Source organism: Paenibacillus sp. Leaf72, from assembly GCF_001422685.1.
In the GTDB taxonomy this organism is placed as follows: Bacteria; Bacillota; Bacilli; order Paenibacillales; family Paenibacillaceae; genus Pristimantibacillus.
Map to the genome: position 1 here is coordinate 1,521,727 of NZ_LMLV01000001.1, position 16,953 is coordinate 1,538,679.

16 protein-coding genes are annotated in these 16,953 nt (G+C 50.2%); 5 read left to right on the forward strand and 11 right to left on the reverse strand.

What is annotated here, in order from left to right; all coding sequences use genetic code 11:
• The first annotated feature begins 213 nt into the window (after nucleotides 1–213).
• Both ASF12_RS06505 and ASF12_RS06510 read left to right on the forward strand, forming a co-directional pair.
• On the forward strand, nucleotides 214–771 hold the full coding sequence (locus ASF12_RS06505) for a hypothetical protein (protein WP_056031140.1): 558 nt from the start codon (nucleotides 214–216) through the stop codon (nucleotides 769–771).
• A 27-nt stretch (nucleotides 772–798) separates the two neighbouring features.
• Complete coding sequence (locus tag ASF12_RS06510; protein WP_056031142.1) at nucleotides 799–1,275, forward strand: hypothetical protein; 477 nt, start codon at nucleotides 799–801, stop codon at nucleotides 1,273–1,275.
• A 9-nt stretch (nucleotides 1,276–1,284) separates the two neighbouring features.
• Here the strand turns inward: ASF12_RS06510 and ASF12_RS06515 are convergent, their stop codons facing one another.
• Nucleotides 1,285–1,611: a hypothetical protein gene (locus ASF12_RS06515; RefSeq protein ID WP_056031144.1), complete on the reverse strand. Its 327-nt coding sequence runs from the start codon at nucleotides 1,609–1,611 to the stop codon at nucleotides 1,285–1,287.
• A 245-nt stretch (nucleotides 1,612–1,856) separates the two neighbouring features.
• Here ASF12_RS06515 and ASF12_RS06520 point away from each other — a divergent pair, with 245 nt between their 5' ends.
• Nucleotides 1,857–4,094 carry a carboxylesterase/lipase family protein gene (locus tag ASF12_RS06520; RefSeq protein WP_056031147.1) on the forward strand — a complete coding sequence of 746 codons (2,238 nt, stop codon included), beginning with the start codon at nucleotides 1,857–1,859 and terminating at the stop codon, nucleotides 4,092–4,094.
• A 186-nt stretch (nucleotides 4,095–4,280) separates the two neighbouring features.
• Here ASF12_RS06520 and ASF12_RS06525 read toward each other — a convergent pair whose 3' ends face one another.
• Together ASF12_RS06525 and ASF12_RS06530 are read right to left on the reverse strand one after the other, a co-directional pair.
• Nucleotides 4,281–4,934, reverse strand: a complete 654-nt coding sequence (locus ASF12_RS06525) for a hypothetical protein (RefSeq protein ID WP_235533056.1) — start codon at nucleotides 4,932–4,934, stop codon at nucleotides 4,281–4,283.
• 93 nt (nucleotides 4,935–5,027) lie between these two features.
• A complete protein-coding gene (locus ASF12_RS06530) occupies nucleotides 5,028–5,795 on the reverse strand; it encodes a helix-turn-helix domain-containing protein (protein ID WP_056031150.1) in 768 nt (255 codons plus the stop codon).
• Between the two features lie 317 nt (nucleotides 5,796–6,112).
• Between ASF12_RS06530 and ASF12_RS06535 the strand changes: the two genes are divergently transcribed.
• Both ASF12_RS06535 and ASF12_RS06540 read left to right on the forward strand, forming a co-directional pair.
• Nucleotides 6,113–6,919 (forward strand): alpha/beta fold hydrolase, encoded by an 807-nt coding sequence (locus ASF12_RS06535; protein ID WP_056031153.1) that lies wholly within the window; start codon nucleotides 6,113–6,115, stop codon nucleotides 6,917–6,919.
• Nucleotides 6,920–7,041: 122 nt separating this feature from the next.
• Nucleotides 7,042–8,028, forward strand: a complete 987-nt coding sequence (locus ASF12_RS06540) for a sensor domain-containing diguanylate cyclase (protein ID WP_056032915.1) — start codon at nucleotides 7,042–7,044, stop codon at nucleotides 8,026–8,028.
• 159 nt (nucleotides 8,029–8,187) lie between these two features.
• On the opposite strand, the gene ASF12_RS06545 is transcribed toward ASF12_RS06540, so the two are convergent.
• The 8 genes from ASF12_RS06545 to ASF12_RS06580 all read right to left on the reverse strand — a co-directional run bounded on the left by ASF12_RS06545 (nucleotide 8,188) and on the right by ASF12_RS06580 (nucleotide 16,869).
• Nucleotides 8,188–9,042: an AraC family transcriptional regulator gene (locus ASF12_RS06545; protein WP_056031155.1), complete on the reverse strand. Its 855-nt coding sequence runs from the start codon at nucleotides 9,040–9,042 to the stop codon at nucleotides 8,188–8,190.
• A 195-nt stretch (nucleotides 9,043–9,237) separates the two neighbouring features.
• Entirely contained in the window at nucleotides 9,238–10,158 is a 921-nt protein-coding gene (locus ASF12_RS06550) for a hypothetical protein (RefSeq protein ID WP_056031158.1), read from the reverse strand.
• Nucleotides 10,159–10,275: 117 nt separating this feature from the next.
• Nucleotides 10,276–11,304, reverse strand: coding sequence for a serine hydrolase domain-containing protein (locus ASF12_RS06555; protein WP_056031161.1), 1,029 nt, complete (start codon nucleotides 11,302–11,304; stop codon nucleotides 10,276–10,278).
• Nucleotides 11,305–11,493: 189 nt separating this feature from the next.
• Complete coding sequence (locus ASF12_RS06560) at nucleotides 11,494–13,230, reverse strand: ABC transporter ATP-binding protein (RefSeq protein ID WP_056031163.1); 1,737 nt, start codon at nucleotides 13,228–13,230, stop codon at nucleotides 11,494–11,496.
• Nucleotides 13,199–15,052, reverse strand: coding sequence for an ABC transporter ATP-binding protein (locus tag ASF12_RS06565; protein WP_442952503.1), 1,854 nt, complete (start codon nucleotides 15,050–15,052; stop codon nucleotides 13,199–13,201). The genes ASF12_RS06560 and ASF12_RS06565 overlap by 32 nt, the downstream gene beginning before the upstream one ends.
• A gap of 45 nt (nucleotides 15,053–15,097) precedes the next feature.
• Nucleotides 15,098–15,334, reverse strand: coding sequence for a nitroreductase family protein (locus ASF12_RS06570; RefSeq protein ID WP_056031166.1), 237 nt, complete (start codon nucleotides 15,332–15,334; stop codon nucleotides 15,098–15,100).
• A complete protein-coding gene (locus ASF12_RS06575; RefSeq protein WP_056031170.1) occupies nucleotides 15,331–15,672 on the reverse strand; it encodes a nitroreductase family protein in 342 nt (113 codons plus the stop codon). The genes ASF12_RS06570 and ASF12_RS06575 overlap by 4 nt, the downstream gene beginning before the upstream one ends.
• Before the next feature lie 222 nt (nucleotides 15,673–15,894).
• Nucleotides 15,895–16,869 (reverse strand): helix-turn-helix transcriptional regulator, encoded by a 975-nt coding sequence (locus tag ASF12_RS06580; protein WP_056031173.1) that lies wholly within the window; start codon nucleotides 16,867–16,869, stop codon nucleotides 15,895–15,897.
• Nucleotides 16,870–16,953 lie beyond the last annotated feature (84 nt).

Here is a 16,953-nt window from a genome sequence, read left to right on the forward strand (position 1 = left end):
CCATATTATCGCACTGCCAAAACCCTTATTTCATTCGCTATCAGCAGCCTTACTGTTCTCGCAAGCGTCTTTCGCCGCCTATACCTCCCCCCCATCTAAAGTCCTACAAATTAAAACACAAGCGCTTCCTTGCCACCCGAAACATTAAACAGTTAGATAGGTTTTAACTTTCTCGCTCAGATTTTCACTTTAACCTAGATGGAGGCCAACAAGATGAAGTGGTTCAAGCGCTATAAGCTGCAGCCAACGCTCGTTATCGTAAGCAGCTTGGTTATTTTGCTGCTGCTTGCGGTGCAGGCGATCATCGTTTACTACTCTACTTCACAGCTAATGTCCGCTAAAATTAGCGATGCTTCGCTGTCACAGCTGGAGCAGACTAATGAGAGCCTGACGCAGCAGATGCAGTCGATTCGCTCGCTAGCACTGTCTATTGTCATTAATCAAAATGTGATTCAAATTTTGGAGGACGGGCGCTGGGGCGCCGACATTTATCAGCAAATCCGCAGCAATGAGTCGATTACTGACCTGCTGTCCAATACGGCCTACTCCCGCTCCGATATTAGCGAAATTATTATCATTACCGACCGCATGAGCATCTACAATTATTCCAATCCTAACGGCATTTATGAGCAGGAACGTATGAAAGATAAGCCTTACTGGGATTATATGAGCAGCCGTACGGAAGGTTTTTTGCCGCCACGTGCCAACGATATTCGAATTGACGGAGCCGGCGCTCATATTATTACATATTTTCGCCACTTCAGGACTTAAATAAGCTAGCAAAGGAAGAGTGCTGCCATGTATATGTTCAGTTATTTTAAAGAAACGGATGAGCGGCTGTTTCTAGCCGAAAGCGAGGATGGCTACAGCTGGCGCGACTTCGCGGGCGGCGAGGCAGTCTTTCAATCGGAGCTGGGCAGCGGGCTAATCCGCGACCCGTTTATTTGGCCGGACCCGAAGCGCGGCCTGTACCACCTCGTTTGGACCGATGGCTGGAGCAGCCGAAGCATTGGCTATGCGCGTTCAGCCGATCTTCTGCACTGGGAAGAGGCGAAGCTGATTCCCGTTATGGAAGCGGAGCCGGATACGCAAAATACGTGGGCGCCGGAAATCTTTTTTGATACCGCCGCTCAGGCTTATCGCATCATCTGGTCCTCCACCGTCCAGCCGGGGCCGCGCAATCATCGAATTTGGTCGGTGACGACGACTGACTTTGAGCATTTTTTCAAGCAAGCGCGCGCAATATATCATCGATTTTTTTACTATTGGAAATGACGCCATTGTTCATCCAAGAAGAAAATCAACCTCGTACACACAGCTATTCTGCACAGTGGGAAGGCTGCGCCACTCAGGCTGCTCCAGCAGCCGGCGCTCCTCTCCTTCCGCTTGGCTGTGCCACTTGTCGAACGTGATAAACAGATGGTCAGCTGATAGCAGCGCAAGCTCCTCAAGCGTCACCTTGATCATGTGCGAGCCAACCGCTTTGGAAGGAACAGAACCCAGCTGTACCGCCGGTGACGGGCATAATCCCAAATCTTCATACAAAACCGCAGCAGCAAAGCCTCTGCCTCCGTCTGTATATGACCTGCCCTGCTTGCCCCACTCGTCCAAAATAATCGGCTACGGTATGCAGCAGCGTCCGCCAGCTTTCGCTTAGCTCGCTGAGCACGCATGTGTTCGATATTTGGCGGCATTTCGACAAACCCGTTTATACAAAATGATCATTTAAATGAAAGCGATTACAATAAGTCGGATTTGAACATGTTAGATGTCGTTATCGTCGTAGTGGCATTGAAAGCAACTTCTTATAATGAAAAGGCATCATAAAGGATGACAACAGAGAGGATGATTGTACAATGGGGAAGGTCAGACAAATAAGCGTTGTTGCTTTACTGCTTGCTGTTTTATTCGGAAGCATGCCCATTTACAGCTATGCGAGCATGACGGTGTCTGCTGCTGCGGCAGTATCTGCCGAAATTCAGTCGCTCATCGATCAAGGAATGATTACGGGCAATGGCAAAGCGCTCAGCGAAAAATATTGGAGCAAGCAAGCGACTCGTGCACAAGCTGCGACGCTGTTTCTTCGTTTGAAAGGCTTAGAGAAAGAAGCGCTTAGCTATTCGGGAAGCGATTCCTTCCCTGATGCGGCGAAAGCAGGCAAAGTGCTTCAGCCGCTGGTTAACTATTTGAAAGCTCATCCGCATCTCGGTTGGCTTGCAGATAAGGATGGCCGCTTCGCGCCACAGCAGGCTGTCACCGCGCAGGAATATGCCCGGGTGCTGCTGAAGGCGCTCGGCTATGAAGCTGGCATAGATTATAAAGAAGCCGAGGTGCTGGCTTTTGCAGCCAAGCAGGGGCTAGCCGCATTGAAAACTGGCGGCAAGCTGACCAATGCCCAGCTTGCCACCGCCACGGCGCAAGCGCTGAAAGCAAAGCATAAAATCAGCGGCGAAACGCTGGCCGCGATTATAATTAGACAAGCGGCACAAGCGCCTTTCACTGCCGATGTGACGCAACAGACCGCCTATGGCGCGATTAAAGGCGCCAAGGATGAAGCGAGCAGCACGCTTAGCTGGCTCGGCGTACCTTATGCGAAGGCGCCAGTCGGCGAGCTTCGCTGGCAAGCACCGCAAGCGCCAGCAGCTTGGACAAGCACGCTGGCGACGACCGCTTTCGCTGCGAATTGCACCCAGCTCGCAGCTGGCAAGGCAGCAGGCAGCGAGGACTGCCTGTATTTGAACATTTGGCGGCCGGCTGACAGCAGCACAAGCCTGCCCGTTCTTGTCTTCGCGCACGGCGGCGGCAATATGACCGGCTCCGGCAAAGATTTCAAAGGCGACCTGCTTGCCGAAGCGACGAACAGCATCGTCGTATCGATCAACTATCGCCTCGGTGCGCTCGGCTTCTTCCATCACCCTTCCCTAGCAACAGGCGATGCGGTTCAGGATTCAGGCAACTATGGGCTGCTGGATATTTTCCAGGCGCTCAAATGGGTGCAGGGCAACATTGGCGGATTCGGCGGAGACGCGGCCAATGTGACGCTTTCCGGCCAATCGGCCGGCGGCCGCGATGTCATGGCGGCCGTCATCTCTCCACTGAGCCAAGGGCTGTTTCAGAAAGCCATTGTGCTCAGCGGCGGCATGACGACCGCGCCTACGGCGGACGGCGACGCCAAGGTGAACAGCGTGCTGGCGAAGCTGGCCGCTGCGGATGGCACAGCCGCCGATGAAGCGGCGGCTGCCAAGTGGGTGGCTGGCCAAACAGCCGAGCAGCTCGCGGCATATTTGCGCAAGCAGCCTGCTGCCGACCTCGTGCAGCAGTTTGGTGGAACGGCCATCCGCATGGCGCCGTTCCCGCATTTATTCAGCGATGGCACGGTGCTGCCAGCGGAGGGTTTTAACGTATTGAAGAGCGGCAAATATGCGCAGCTTCCGATGATTTTGGGCAGCACAGCGACGGAGTTTTCCGCCTTCGCCTTGAGCGATCCCTCATTCGCTGCTGGCTTCGCTGACGGCAGCCTGCTGAAGGACCCGGTGAAGGGACCACAATATGCAGCAGCTATCAAATATGGCAGCGAGCTGTATTCCGGCTTCAATGCAGAGCGCGCAGCCGAGGTACTGTCGGCACGCTCTGGACAGCCAGCCGTTTATGCGTACCGTTTTGCATGGGGCACACAGGACGGCGTCATTTCGAGCAGCCTGCAGCAGTTGATTGGCGCAACGCACGGCGCTGACATGGATTTCATTCTCGGACGCAAAGCTGGCATTGCTGCGTATTTCCCTGACGGCTATTTCTCCGAGCAAAATGAGCCTGGTCGCAATGAACTGACAGCAGCCATTCACGGTTACTGGAAAAACTTCCTCTACACCGGCAATCCAAATGCCAGCTCCCTGCCAGCATGGACACCGTGGACGGCGAAGAATGGCGCTGATCGCATTTTGCGTCTGGATGCTTCAAATGAGCATCAGACGATTCATATGTCGAATGAATATTACAAGAAAGCGGATGTGCTTTCCCGCATGGAAAAAGAGCTACCAGCCGACACCCTAAAGCTTCTGCAAGAAAACGTATTGGCGGGCAGATTTTTCTGGTAAGCCTCATTCGCAGCGTTAAGCATTTAGCTTAGTGTAGTGAAGACTAGTGTAGAGTAAAGTACTGATAAACACAGCCTTGCCTCGACATATCTGCAACCATATAAAAAACAACAGCCCGGCAGCGTCCATTCAGGACAGCTGCCGGGCTGTTAATGCTCTATTTTCAACCGCAAATAGTGCGCTTGCTTATTTAAACGTAACGGAGCTTATGACATCGTCCGTCGTTTTTTTCGTTTCATCATCCAAGTAAGTCGTAATCAGGTTGAACGCATAGCCCTCCAGAATCGCACTGTAGTAATGCTGCGTTACCGTCACTTCGCCTGCATTGATTGTAACTTCCATCATATCAAAATCTTTGCCGCCAACTTTCGTCGAGACGATATCTTTGTATTCGTAAGGCAATTGGCTCTCGACCATGAATTTTTTGGATGCTTCCAAATAATCTTTGCCTGTTTTGATGCCTTGCAGCATGCTCAGCTTTTCCGCAATCGCCATAACGGATGCTCCCGTCTGCTCTCCCCCGATTGGGTATTGCGAAGCCATCAACAAATTAAGCGTCTTCGTTTGAGCGTAGTCGAGCTGTTTTTTCTTTTTATCATCGTTGCCGACAATCGCTTCTCCAACCTCGCTCGTCAGTTGGTTCATCGTTTCCGAATCCTGATATTCCCACTCTTCCGGGAAGTTCAGCGATACGCCGAAATATTCATTGCTATACGTTCCTTTTGCTGTCGTCCCTAAATCAACATCCTTCGTGCTGCCTCCGCATGCTGCAACCAATACAGCTACAAGCACGAGCAGCAGCGATAAGGAACCTAGCTTCTTTTTAGACATTTTAGACATAATACCCTCCGATAAATATTCTCTATTTGTGTACTACGAAAGTGTAGCATATACCCTATTATTTTCCACCTACAAAAAACTATAGGTTGTTTTTTACAAATAAGCGCATTTACTGGCGATAGATACCGCTTCTGTACTCGATTGCACACCAAGCTTCTCAAAAATCATTCGCTTATGATGATTGACCGTACTCTCCTTAATTTTGAGCTTCAATGCAATCGCCTTGACCTTCATTCCCTGTGAGATCAGCTGCAGCACCTTAAGCTGGCGTTCCGTTAATTTCACCGTGCCCAGCCCTTGGTCCAAATCCTCCGCAGCCTGCTGCTTGTCGTAACGGAACAGCATGTCGGTCGGAATCAGCTTGGCTATCGCAATCAGCTCGCTTTTCATATCCGCATTAATCGTGGACACATCCAAATAACCGACCGTTTCCCCATTCACCTCAAGAGGGGTAGAGAAGCAGTGCCAGCTTTGAAAAAGAGGGCTTCCATGCTGCTCCGGCAGTAAATATACCGGTCCATTCGATGCCATCGCTGCCGAAATCGCATTGACGCCGCAGCTTTTTTCAGTAAAGTACATGCCAAGGCGCAGCTTCGATTTGGCAACCGTCTGTTTCAAATTGTCGCTGTAATCCATGGCAAGCAGAACGCCCTTCGCATCAGTCAGCAGAAATAAATAATTGCCTGTGAGATGATCCTTAATGGTAGAGAGACTATCGTGGAAAGCCGTAATCAACGGTTTATTTTGAAGGGAAATGCTTTCGAATTGCTGCTTGGGGGCGAACGATGCGGTGGACTTGCGATATTCTTCTATATGGCCTCCACCCCACCGCTGGCGCAGAGTCTTGATCGTTTGTGGCATGGTCGTGCTATTCCTCCCTGCTTAACTCACTCTTATACTTATCGGTCAAACTTGGCAAAAACTTGAATCTCTTCACGGTACCGGATATTTTATGCTTTATGCCCTTTTACCCCATACAGCTAAGAAATACTCGCATTTTTTGGAAAATAGCCCTGAGCCCCAGCAAACTGTGACGTCTGCTTCATGCTTTATTTCTCTAGTTCCAGCATTGAATCTTGCTAACCATCATCAATCTTCCTCCATTTTCCGATATAATGAACAAGAAGCCAACAATCATCGCTATCCCTTCATCAAGGCGCTTCAGAGAGGAGCTTCATATGACTATCGACGTTTTGGAACGGAATAATGTAAAGGTAATGGGTACAGGCAGCAAAACGATTGTTTTTGCTCATGGCTTTGGATGCGATCAGGATATGTGGCGTTATATGGTTCCTAGCTTTGTAGACAACTATCGAATTGTATTGTTTGATTATGTAGGCTCTGGAAAATCGCAAATTCACAATTATGATTCAAAAAAATATAATGACCTAGAGGGCTACGCCCAGGATGTGCTGGATGTAATGGAAACGCTGGATTTGCGAGATGCTATTTTCGTCGGCCATTCGGTTAGCAGCATGATTGGCATGCTCGCTTCCATTCATGATACTAAATATTTCGAGCGTATCGTTATGCTCGGTCCTTCTCCGCGCTATGTGAACGATCTTCCGGATTATTACGGAGGTTTTGACAAACGCGATATAGAAGAATTGCTTTCCATGATGGAAATGAATTTCATTGGCTGGGCCAGCTACTTGGCGCCCATTGTCATGCAAAATAGCGAGCGCAAGGAATTAAGCGAGGAATTGGAAAAAAGCTTCTGCTCCAGAGACCCGCATATCGCGAGGCAGTTCGCAGAAGTTACTTTTTTCTCCGATTGCCGTGTCAGCCTTCAGCATGCATCTGTGCCTACACTGATTCTTCAATGCACCGACGATAGTATCGCTCCGGTTGAAGTAGGCCATTACTTGCATGCCCATCTCAAAAACAGCGTCCTTCGGCAGATGACAGCGACCGGGCATTATCCGCATTTAAGTCAGCCTGAAGAGACGAGCCAGATGATTAAAGAATATTTAGCCAGTGTTTAGTAGGCAAGGTGAAACGGCTTTCGCCGTCCTCTGGCGGCGCGGCGCGTTTCAATCCGACAAATATAGAGGAAGGATGGGAACATCATATCCTTTCCTATATTTTAAAGAAAGGCAGCCCTTATATGGATATTCAATTAGATAAAGCTCCCTGCGGATATTTCTCCATATCGGACGTAGGCTTGATTCAATCGGTTAATCAGACTTTACTGGACATGCTGCACTATGAGCGCGATGAGCTGCTTGGCCAGCATATTCATTCCACCATGTCGGTGACGAACAAAATGTTTTTTCAAACGTATTTTTATCCGTACATTCAATTGTATGGGCGCGTCGATGAAATGTACTTTTCTTTTCGGACGAGCAGCCATGAAGATGTGCCTGTATTGCTGAACGGGGTTCGCCAGGAGCGTGACGGGGTTACCTTCATTGACTGCGTTGTGTTAGTGATGCGCAAGCGAATCGAGCACGAGAAGGATATTTTACAAACCAAGACGAAGCTTGAAGAGTTGTATCAGGCCACTCATGAAGCCAATAAGAAGCTCGAGCTCCTGCATGAGGAGTACGAGCTTAAACAGCAGGAGCTGCTAGGGATCAACCATCGCCTTGAAACGATGGCCTCCACGGATGCGCTGACCGGGCTTAAAAATCGGCGTTTTTTCCAGGACAGCCTGCTGGCACAGCTTGCCTTGTTCCAAGAAACACAGCAGCCCTTCTCGCTGCTCATTATTGATATCGACCATTTCAAAAAGATTAATGACACCTACGGACATCCCGTCGGCGATCTTGTGCTGACCAACCTGGCCCGTTTGCTGCAAACGATGTCACGGGAGAAGGACATTGCCGCCCGCTATGGGGGCGAGGAATTCGTCATCATTCTTTCCGGCGCCAATCAGGAAAAAGCGATCGTTGCCGCAGAACGATACTGCACGACAACCGCTTCTATGGATTGGGGAGAGTACAGTATTACAGTCAGCATTGGCGCAGCAACCGTTACACCAGGCGACACCGACCAGACGCTGATCCATAAAGCGGATACTGCACTCTATGCTTCAAAGACGGGCGGAAGAAACCGCATTACTCATGCGGATCATTTAGTGAACAGCAAGTAGCAGGCAGTAGGATAGATAGGACTCCAAGTAAAAAAGAAGAAGCCACCTGCGCTGCGAGGCGAAGACGGCTTCTTCTTTTGCTATATTTCACACTTACTAGATTGCCGAAATGCGCGCTATTCGCCAACTAAATCGTGCAGCAGCTCGGCTGTCGGGCTATTAAGCTCTCGCCTCAACCGCCACCCATAGCTCATTACGGTTTTCTTCTGGCGGCAAATAACATTCGATAGCCGGCAATTCGGCGAGCCGATAGGCTGAGGTAGGCAGCCATTCCGTATACAGCCGCTTCCAAATACCGGCCAGCTGATCTGGTCCGCCCTCCACTTCAAATACCACCCATGATGATGGCGAAAACTCTCGGCGGACCATAGCTTCAGGAGCCTCTTGCTCTGTTTCAATTGCTAAAATGTAGTTCAAAAACTCATTTTGCCCGTGCCCTCCGTCCGCACATACGCCAAGTATGCCACGGATACCGGGTTCGGCTGCGCGGATTTCCCATAGCTTTTCAAACAGTCCAGCCTGTGCTGCCTCAGCCCATAAACGCGGTACTGTCTCAAACACCTCGCTATTGCGCACCTGCTCGGAAAGACCAACGACAGAAAATGCGCCAAGCTCCTCGATTCGATAATTCATTGCTGCCGCTCCTTTTACTGAAATTTGAAAGGATAGTCGCGGATAGGCCTTCAGCTTTGTACCGGCACTTCTCGCAGCAGTCGGTGTAGTACCATGCAGCTGCTGAAAAGCACGGGCAAACGCTTCAGGGGAATCGTAACCATATTTGAGCGCCACATCGATAACCTTTACCGTGCTGTTTTGCAGCTCAAACGCTGCCAGACTGAGCCGTCGCCTGCGAATGTATTCCGATAACGACACCTCCATAATGTAGGGGAACATCCGCTGAAAATGATAGAGTGAACATCCCGCTATATGGGCTGCTTCCGCATAATCAATTTCATCAGCCAAATGATCTTCAATATAGCCAATGGCCGCGTTCATATGTAATACCCAGTCCATAACCTAGCCCTCCTCTGTTTACTACTATACTCAAGGTGAAACGGCTTTCGCCGTCCTCTGGCGGTAAAGTTAACGTTTCGCGGTGAAATATAAGCTGAGTATAAGCGTGAAACTTATAAATTATTATATTTTAAAATAACATAAAATAGCCTTGCATTCTCTGCACAAGAATGCAAGGCTTCTCCCTGTAACGTATTATCCCTCTCGTTCCAACGACGGGCTGCTCACCTCTGAACTCTTCCCGCTTATTACAGATTGCCATAACATAAAGCAGCCAGCCCCGAGAGACAGCAAGAAGAAGAACAAAGCGAGCAGCGGCAGCGGCGACCATTCCAGCATGGCTCCGCCGATCCAAGTTTGCCAGCCTACTTCAAGCAAGCCCAGTATATAGGCAGCTCCCGCCACATGCACCCACTTGCGGCGCTCCTGCGGGCGCAGCCTCGTGCGCTCCGACAGCCATGCGACAAGCGGCACAGCTTGAATCGCATGAAAACCCAGACCATGAAGCCAGATGATATTCCCATTCCCGCCTGTCATGCGGCCCCCCGTCAAGGAAATCCAAATGCCAGCGGCGAAGGAAAGCAATATCGCCATAATCGCATAGCGGATCGCCAGCACCATCTCCGGTCTTAGCTTATACGATCTGCTGCGGAAGAAAGCAACGGCCAACACGCAATAAAACACGATCAGCAGCATGGCCACAAGGCTAAAACCGGCTGCCACAGCTATATCAAAGACTGTACCGCCTTCTGCAAAACGCGGATTCATGCCGCGCATATTTTGTACATTTTCAGCGAAATACGAATACATGGAAAGAACCGCATAAGACCAGCGAAAAATCGCCTTGCCTCTCGTGCTCATAGCGGACAAAGGCAATATCGCCGCTGTCGAAAGCAAAAAAATACCCAATGCCGCATTAAAGGAAGCCGCTTTGCTTACATCCCCTTTTGGCGCAACCTCGCCACCATAGAGCAGCATCCAGACCACGCATACCGCTGCCAGCACAAAGCCAAATATGCCTAGTGACGCCAGCAGGCCCTCCCCCTGAAACAGACGAACCTTCTTTGCTGGCTCCTCCCATTGCGGGCCCGCTTCCGCACCTAAATTCCTAATCATATTATCCCATCCATTCCCTATTAGCTTCTTGCCTTAACTTTAAAGGAATGGACAGGGCAACCGGAACGGACCTTTATCCAGTATTTCACTGAACGGAAAGCGGATATTGCCTCAGGCTCAAGACGGAGAGATCATTTCCCCAATCATCCCTTTTAACTGATGAATGCCTAAATCGGTATTCGTCATAATAACGGTTCCCGTTCCTGTGAATGGGAAAGCAACTAGCATACATTGAAATCCTACGCCCCAGCCGAGCGAGGAAATTTCCAGCTCATGCTTGGAATGGTCTAGAAAAAGGCCAAGCCCCGTCCATTCTGTAACGCCTTGAGGGGTAACGAGCTCCTTCGCATAGCTTGCGGACAATCCTATTTCACTTTGATCTTTAAGAGCATTCATTAATTCCACAACTAAAATGGCCAAGTCCGACGGCGTTGTCCAAAGCCCGGCTGCTGCCGGATAAGGATAAATCGGATATTTCCCTTCCACTGCCTTTCCATGCTTATCGTGTCCACAGCAAACTCTCCCGCTCATTGCTTCTAATAATGATGGACGAAACGTGCTGTTGTTCATATGTAAAGGTTCAAATATAAGCTCGCTCATGACGATTTCAAAGGGCTTCCCTGAAACATCCTCTATGAGCTGCTGAATGATGCAATAGCCCGCATCTGAATATTGAAAGTCGCTTCCCGGCTCATATTCCACCTTAATAGGCCCTTTGCAATAAGACGTCTCTCCCTCTAACAACGCCACCATTGGAGGAAAAAGCGCCCTGGAATGAAGCTCGCCAAATCCTCCCTCTGGATCAACAATGCCCGCTTGATGGCTAAGCAGCTTCCTAAGAGTCACTTTGCTGCTAGCAGTCCATGAATGACCCGGAACCTTCCATGAAGTGAGCCTATCATTTATATCCTCATCTAATGCTAGAAGACCATCCTCGACCAATTTCATAACGAGCATAGCTGTTAAAAACTTGCTAATGGAACATGCATTGAAAATCGTATCGCTATTCACCAGATGCGAGGCTCCTTGCTCCAGAACACCAAAGCTCTCTGCCGCGCTCAACTGCCCCTGCCGAATAAACGCAGCACTTAAACCCGCCACACTATAATGTGCCATACGTTCAACTATATTAATATTTAATGGCATACTCTGTTCCAGCCCTCTCTCATTCCAATTCGTTCCAGTTACCCCTCCTCATTATAGAACATATGTTCTTATAATTCAACCATTTATGACAAGCTTTAACCTGATCCCTTCAAAAATAAAAATGCCGAATGGATAAGCTCCATTCGACATTCCCTTATGGCCTTTCTCTATCCAAACACCATGCAAAATCTAAGAAGAAATCTGCCAGCCCGCCGTCTGCTGCTGCAGCTTCCATAGCCGCGCATACAAGCGGTCCGCGCCCAATAGCTCCTCATGCTGGCCCTGCTCAACGATTCGGCCTTGATCCAGCACAATAATTTGGTCGGCACTCATAACCGTCTTGAGCCGATGGGCGATGGCAATAACGGTACGCCCTTGAATGAGGCGGTCGATCGCCTGCTGAATATCGGCTTCATTTTCAGGATCGAGCGAAGCCGTCGCTTCATCCAGCAGCACAATCGGAGCATCCTTCAGTATCGCCCGCGCAATTGAAATGCGCTGCTTCTCCCCGCCGGACAATGTGCTTCCGCCTTCTCCAACTAGCGTTTCATAGCCTTGCGGCAGCTTCATAATAAAATTATGGCAGCATGCCTGGCGAGCCGCTTCCTCTACTTCGTGCTGGGTCGCCCCAGCTTTGCCGACACTTATATTATTCGCAATTGTATCCTGGAACAAATACACATCCTGAAATACCATGGATACTTTGCGCAGCAGCGCCTCCGGGTTCATCTCCCGAATGTCCTCCCCGCTGAGCAGCACCTGCCCCTCGCTTGGATCGTAGAAACGGGCAATCAGCCGCAGCATCGTGCTTTTGCCGCTGCCCGAAGGGCCGACCAGCGCGGTGAAGGAGCCTGACGGCAAGCTTAGACTTGCCTGCTGAATAACGGCATGCTCATTATAGCCGAACGTCACCTTGTCAAAAACGAGATCATGACCAGCAGGAGGCTGCTTCTCTCCAGGCATGACGGGCTCCTTCATCAGCTCAATGATTCGTTTTCCCGCCTGCTCATTGTAGCGGAACTCTGTAAAGCTAGTCAGCGCCGTCGTCAACGGATCATAAATTCTCGTGCCTATTAGCAAAAAGGTAACGAAGGTGATCAAATTAAGGCTGCCTCCAGCAAGCAAATATACCCCGACAATGGTCATTAGCGTTAATCCCGCGCGAAGAAAGGCGATTGCACTCAGCACGACTGGACCCAGAAGCCCCTCAATCCGAATGCTGTGACGCATAAAATCTTTAAATGATTGCTCAAGCCGCACGAAGCGCTCTCCCGTCAAATTAAAAGCCTTAATCACCTGAATGCCATTCAAATATTCCTGGAGCCGATTGGAGGCATTGATTTTCGCCGCCATATGGTTCGCACCCAGCCTACGGGTTAGTCCCGAGGTCGCCAGTACGATGACAATGGTAAAGGGCAGCGTCGCGAACAGCGCCAAAGCGAGCCGCCAGTCCAGCAGCGACAGCCCAATCAAAGCTAAAATCGGCGTAAGGGCAGCGGCAAACAGCTGCGGCGCCACATGGGAAATACCATGCTCAACGAGCGCAAAATCCCCCATCATCATATTGGCGAGATCGCCGGGATCACGCTTATTCAAATACCCGAGCGACAGCTTGCGCAAATGCTCCGCAAGACGGCTTCTGCCATCGACCGCTGCGGTGTAGGCACCGCGGAATTGCGCGCGATAGGCGGGTATTTCGCTTAAATAAAGCAGCACCAACGCCCCAATCATGCTGGCGCATACCCACCAAAGCCTCGTCATATCAAGAGCTGTACCCGGTTCGGCAAACGAAGTAAAGATAAGCTGCGCCACCTCAACGAGCATAATAAAAGGAATAATCGCTACCAGGTTGGAGAGCGTTGTATATGCAATTGGCTTCCATAATGCTTTTGGATTACCTGCTGTTATATTGCTCAGCATTCCCATGTTTGTTCCCTGCCTCCTTCCCTGCTCCAATTCGCCAGCCTGTTGCTGCCGTATAAGCGTTCCATAGCTTCGAATACAGCCCCCCGGCGGCGACTAGCTGCTCATGCTTGCCACGCTCGGCAATACAGCCCTCGTCCATGACAATAATTTGCGACGCATCGCGAATCGTAGACAGCCGGTGCGCAATGACGATAACCGTCTTGCCCTTCGTCAGCTCCTTCAATGCAAGCTGCATTTCAAATTCGTTTTCCGGATCGGCAAAAGCCGTTGCTTCATCCAGCACAAGCACTGGCGCATTTTTCAAAATCGCTCTCGCTACCGCAATACGCTGCTCCTCGCCACCTGACAAATAAACGCCGCCCTCGCCAATCAGCGTATGGTAGCCCTGCGGAAGCTGAGTGATAAACGTATCGCACTGTGCCGCTTTCGCTGCTGCATATACCGCTTCTGGCTTAGCATCAGGCACGCCGATCGCAATGTTATTGTAGACGGTATCGTAAAATAGAAACGTCTGCTGAAAAACAAACGCTACCGTATTCATTAACTCCTCCGTCGCCATATCGCGGATATCGACGCCGCCAATTTGAATCGCTCCTTCACGGACATCCCAGAAGCGAGGAAGCAAGCTTGCCACCGTCGATTTCCCCGCCCCCGATGGCCCAACGAGCGCCGTTACTTCCCCCTGCTGCGCCACAAAGCTCACGTTGGACAACACGAGACTGTCGGCCTGTCCATAAGAGAAGGATACATCATGAAAGGTCACCTCGTAGGAAACCGGACGTTTAGGAAATTCCGGCTCTGGTACGGGCTGCTCGGCGAAAATTTTGTCAATTCGCTCAACCCCTTCATTTATGTCGCGCAGCCCAGATGCAAGATGCATAATCTTGAACATCGGCGCGGTAATGCCCGGCGACAAAATGAGGAAGAACAGCAGCACAGCGGCAAAAGCCACATTGCCCGGATCACGCTGGAGCAGGAACACGCCTACTGGCAGGATGAAGGCTGTGAATGAGCCGAGAACGACTTTGAACGATAAAAAACCATACTGAAATTGATCCGTATATTTCACGCAAAAATCCCGGTATTTGACCATATCCTCATAAAATTGACGGAAGGAAAACACCGTCTGCCCAAATACTTTAATGACTGGCATTCCCCGCACGTATTGAATGGCTGAACCATTCAGCCGCTCCAGCGAATCATAATACTGCTTGATGCTTTCCTGCTTCTTCGAGCCTGACATCATCAGCATTTGCAGCACGAAGCCCAGCACAATCGGAATCAGGCAGGCAGCAGCGAGCCACACATTCAGCCAAAACATGGCGATAATCATTATAACGATCGTGACTGCCATATGAATGAGATCCGGCAGCTGATGCGCGACGAACGTCTCGACCTTCTCAACATTTTGATCCAGCGTCTTCTTGACTGCTCCGGTCGAGGTGCTGTTTAGCCAGCCGAGTGGCAGACGGCCAATATGCGAGGACAGCTTCACCCGCAGGCCATACAAAATCCGAAACGCCGCAATATGCGAAGCCAGACCGCCGCCATACATCAGGAGCAAACTGGCTAACAGGCCGCCTAGTGCAACGAGGCCCCAACGAATCATTAGCCCGCTGTCCGCTGCTGCCGGGTTCGCCGCATGCTCCAGCAGTTCTTTTATTATAAAATAGACCGATATATATGGAATCAGCATGCATATGGCACTTAATGCGGAAAAAATCCCTGATACAGCAAGCAGCCCTCGGCGTTCTCCCGCCAATTCCAGCAGCCTTGCGATTCCCTTTTTCCCTGCGATTTCTCCAGCTGTTTTTCCAGCCATGATAGCTTCCTCTCCTTCAGGCAAAAATCATCGGGACGTGCTGCCCTACAGCCACGTCATTTTTTTATCAGCCGAAATGCGGTTGCCAGGTGCTGGCTTCTGATCGAAGTACCCTAAATACAGCATGCCGATGCCCTGCTCCCAAGCACACAGCTGAAAATTCTGAATCAATGCGCACGCCGCTGCAAAATCCTCATCGCGCTTCACCTTGCTTTTCTCCTCCTTCACGACGACCAAGGTGAAACCGCTGTCGCCGTCATTTGGCGGCGCAGCGCGTTTCATTCCGAGAAATATAGAGAATGGATGAGAAAATCATATCCTTTCCTATATTTGAACAAAACCGCAGGTATTAGCTGAATTTTGTCCTTGTACATTTGCTTGATTTTGCTCGGCATCAGCTTATAGCGCTTGAGCTCCGACAGCGAACCCACCATATGATCCGCCAGCCTCGCCTTCGACTCCATCTCAGTCGCACAAATGAACCGCCATGGCTCGCGCAGCTTATGATTTGGCGCCCACACCGCGATATTCATCAGCTCCAGGATCGTCTCCTGCGAAAGCGGCTGTGTATTAAACTTCCGGATCGTCCTTCTGTCTTTAATCAATTCCTGTATATTCAAGCGAAAATCCTCCCCTTATGACACTACTATTGAGAAACATTATCATCATTAATGAATATCAGCTACCTCTGGACGGATTATTCCTGACGGTGGACGGAGATGCAGCCGCATAGCAGCCATTTTATATGAGAAAAAGCCGGAGCCGTGGCGGCGTTATCGTCATTTCTAACGTTAACGTCGCCGTGGCTCCGGCTCTCCTATACTTTTCAAGCGGGTTGCCACTCACATCGAGCGGCTCTGCTGCCTGGCATATTCGCTTGGATTAACCCCAAACGTTTTGCGGAACAACGAGGCAAAATGGCTCATATTCGTATACCCGACCATAATCGCCGCTTCACTGACATTCATTCTCCCCTGCTCCAGCAGCAGCTTCGCTTCCCTCATCCGCTCCTCGCGAATATAGCCGAACACGGTTGTGCCAAACAGCTCTTTAAAGCCTGCCTTGAGCTTAAAATCATTCAGTCCCGTCTGGCGCGCCAGCTCCAGCAAGCCCGGCGGATTGGTGCGGTTGTGGTATAAAATGTTTTTCGCCAGATGAAGCCGCTCCACATCGGCTGTCTTTAAGCGCGAAGCGGCGGATTCCAGCTCGCTCTTCTGCTCCAGCCCGTACCAGAACAAGGCAATCAGCTCAAACGCTTTGCCCTCCAAATAATGCTGCCGAATAGGGTCGGTATACGGGCAATTCTTCAATTGATCGAACACCTGCTTAATTTCCGGTGTCAGCTGCTGCTGCTCGCAATAAAACGTATCGCCAGCCTGCCAAGGGAAATACGAGAATAGATGCTTCCATATTCTAAAATCGATTCGCAGCTCCATATGGGCCAACCGATCCGAATGCAATTGCTCGAAATGGATGCGCGTATCGTGCAAATAGATCATTTGCGTCCCGCCCGAGCCCATCGCCCGCTCCCCTCGCCTGCCCTCAATCGTCCAACAGCCATTGCCATGCTGCGTTAATGAAATTTCCAAATGCGGATACTGCACGTCAATATAAAAAATATGATTTTCATGCAGCTTCACATCAATCGTATGCAGCTCCATGCCCGGCCGCAGGCGCGTGCGCTGCAAATAGCCGTCTCCCCATTGCTCAGGAAGCTTAACCGTATCTGCAAGCTGCTCCACCGGAACGCCTAGCTCTACACCAATCCATTCATTATATAAAGATTCGATATGTTGGGCTTCCAACGTATGTTTCATCCTTATTTACCCACCTTTATTGAGAAACGTTTTCAATTAAAATTGTATCAGCATCGGGCCGGAATGAAAAGCATTAATGTGAAT

Bases quoted from the DNA above. Each gene is read 5' to 3' on its own strand.
- ASF12_RS06570 (WP_056031166.1), bottom strand. From the start codon at position 15,334: ATGAAACGCGCTGCGCCGCCAAATGACGGCGACAGCGGTTTCACCTTG.
- ASF12_RS06555 (WP_056031161.1), bottom strand. From the start codon at position 11,304: ATGCCATTAAATATTAATATAGTTGAACGTATGGCACATTATAGTGTG.
- ASF12_RS06550 (WP_056031158.1), bottom strand. From the start codon at position 10,158: ATGATTAGGAATTTAGGTGCGGAAGCGGGCCCGCAATGGGAGGAGCCA.
- ASF12_RS06505 (WP_056031140.1), top strand. From the start codon at position 214: ATGAAGTGGTTCAAGCGCTATAAGCTGCAGCCAACGCTCGTTATCGTA.
- ASF12_RS06530 (WP_056031150.1), bottom strand. From the start codon at position 5,795: ATGCCACAAACGATCAAGACTCTGCGCCAGCGGTGGGGTGGAGGCCAT.
- ASF12_RS06510 (WP_056031142.1), top strand. From the start codon at position 799: ATGTATATGTTCAGTTATTTTAAAGAAACGGATGAGCGGCTGTTTCTA.
- ASF12_RS06540 (WP_056032915.1), top strand. From the start codon at position 7,042: ATGGATATTCAATTAGATAAAGCTCCCTGCGGATATTTCTCCATATCG.
- ASF12_RS06535 (WP_056031153.1), top strand. From the start codon at position 6,113: ATGACTATCGACGTTTTGGAACGGAATAATGTAAAGGTAATGGGTACA.
- ASF12_RS06545 (WP_056031155.1), bottom strand. From the start codon at position 9,042: ATGGACTGGGTATTACATATGAACGCGGCCATTGGCTATATTGAAGAT.
- ASF12_RS06580 (WP_056031173.1), bottom strand. From the start codon at position 16,869: ATGAAACATACGTTGGAAGCCCAACATATCGAATCTTTATATAATGAA.
- ASF12_RS06565 (WP_442952503.1), bottom strand. From the start codon at position 15,052: ATGGCTGGAAAAACAGCTGGAGAAATCGCAGGGAAAAAGGGAATCGCA.
- ASF12_RS06520 (WP_056031147.1), top strand. From the start codon at position 1,857: ATGGGGAAGGTCAGACAAATAAGCGTTGTTGCTTTACTGCTTGCTGTT.
- ASF12_RS06525 (WP_235533056.1), bottom strand. From the start codon at position 4,934: ATGTCTAAAATGTCTAAAAAGAAGCTAGGTTCCTTATCGCTGCTGCTC.
- ASF12_RS06560 (WP_056031163.1), bottom strand. From the start codon at position 13,230: ATGGGAATGCTGAGCAATATAACAGCAGGTAATCCAAAAGCATTATGG.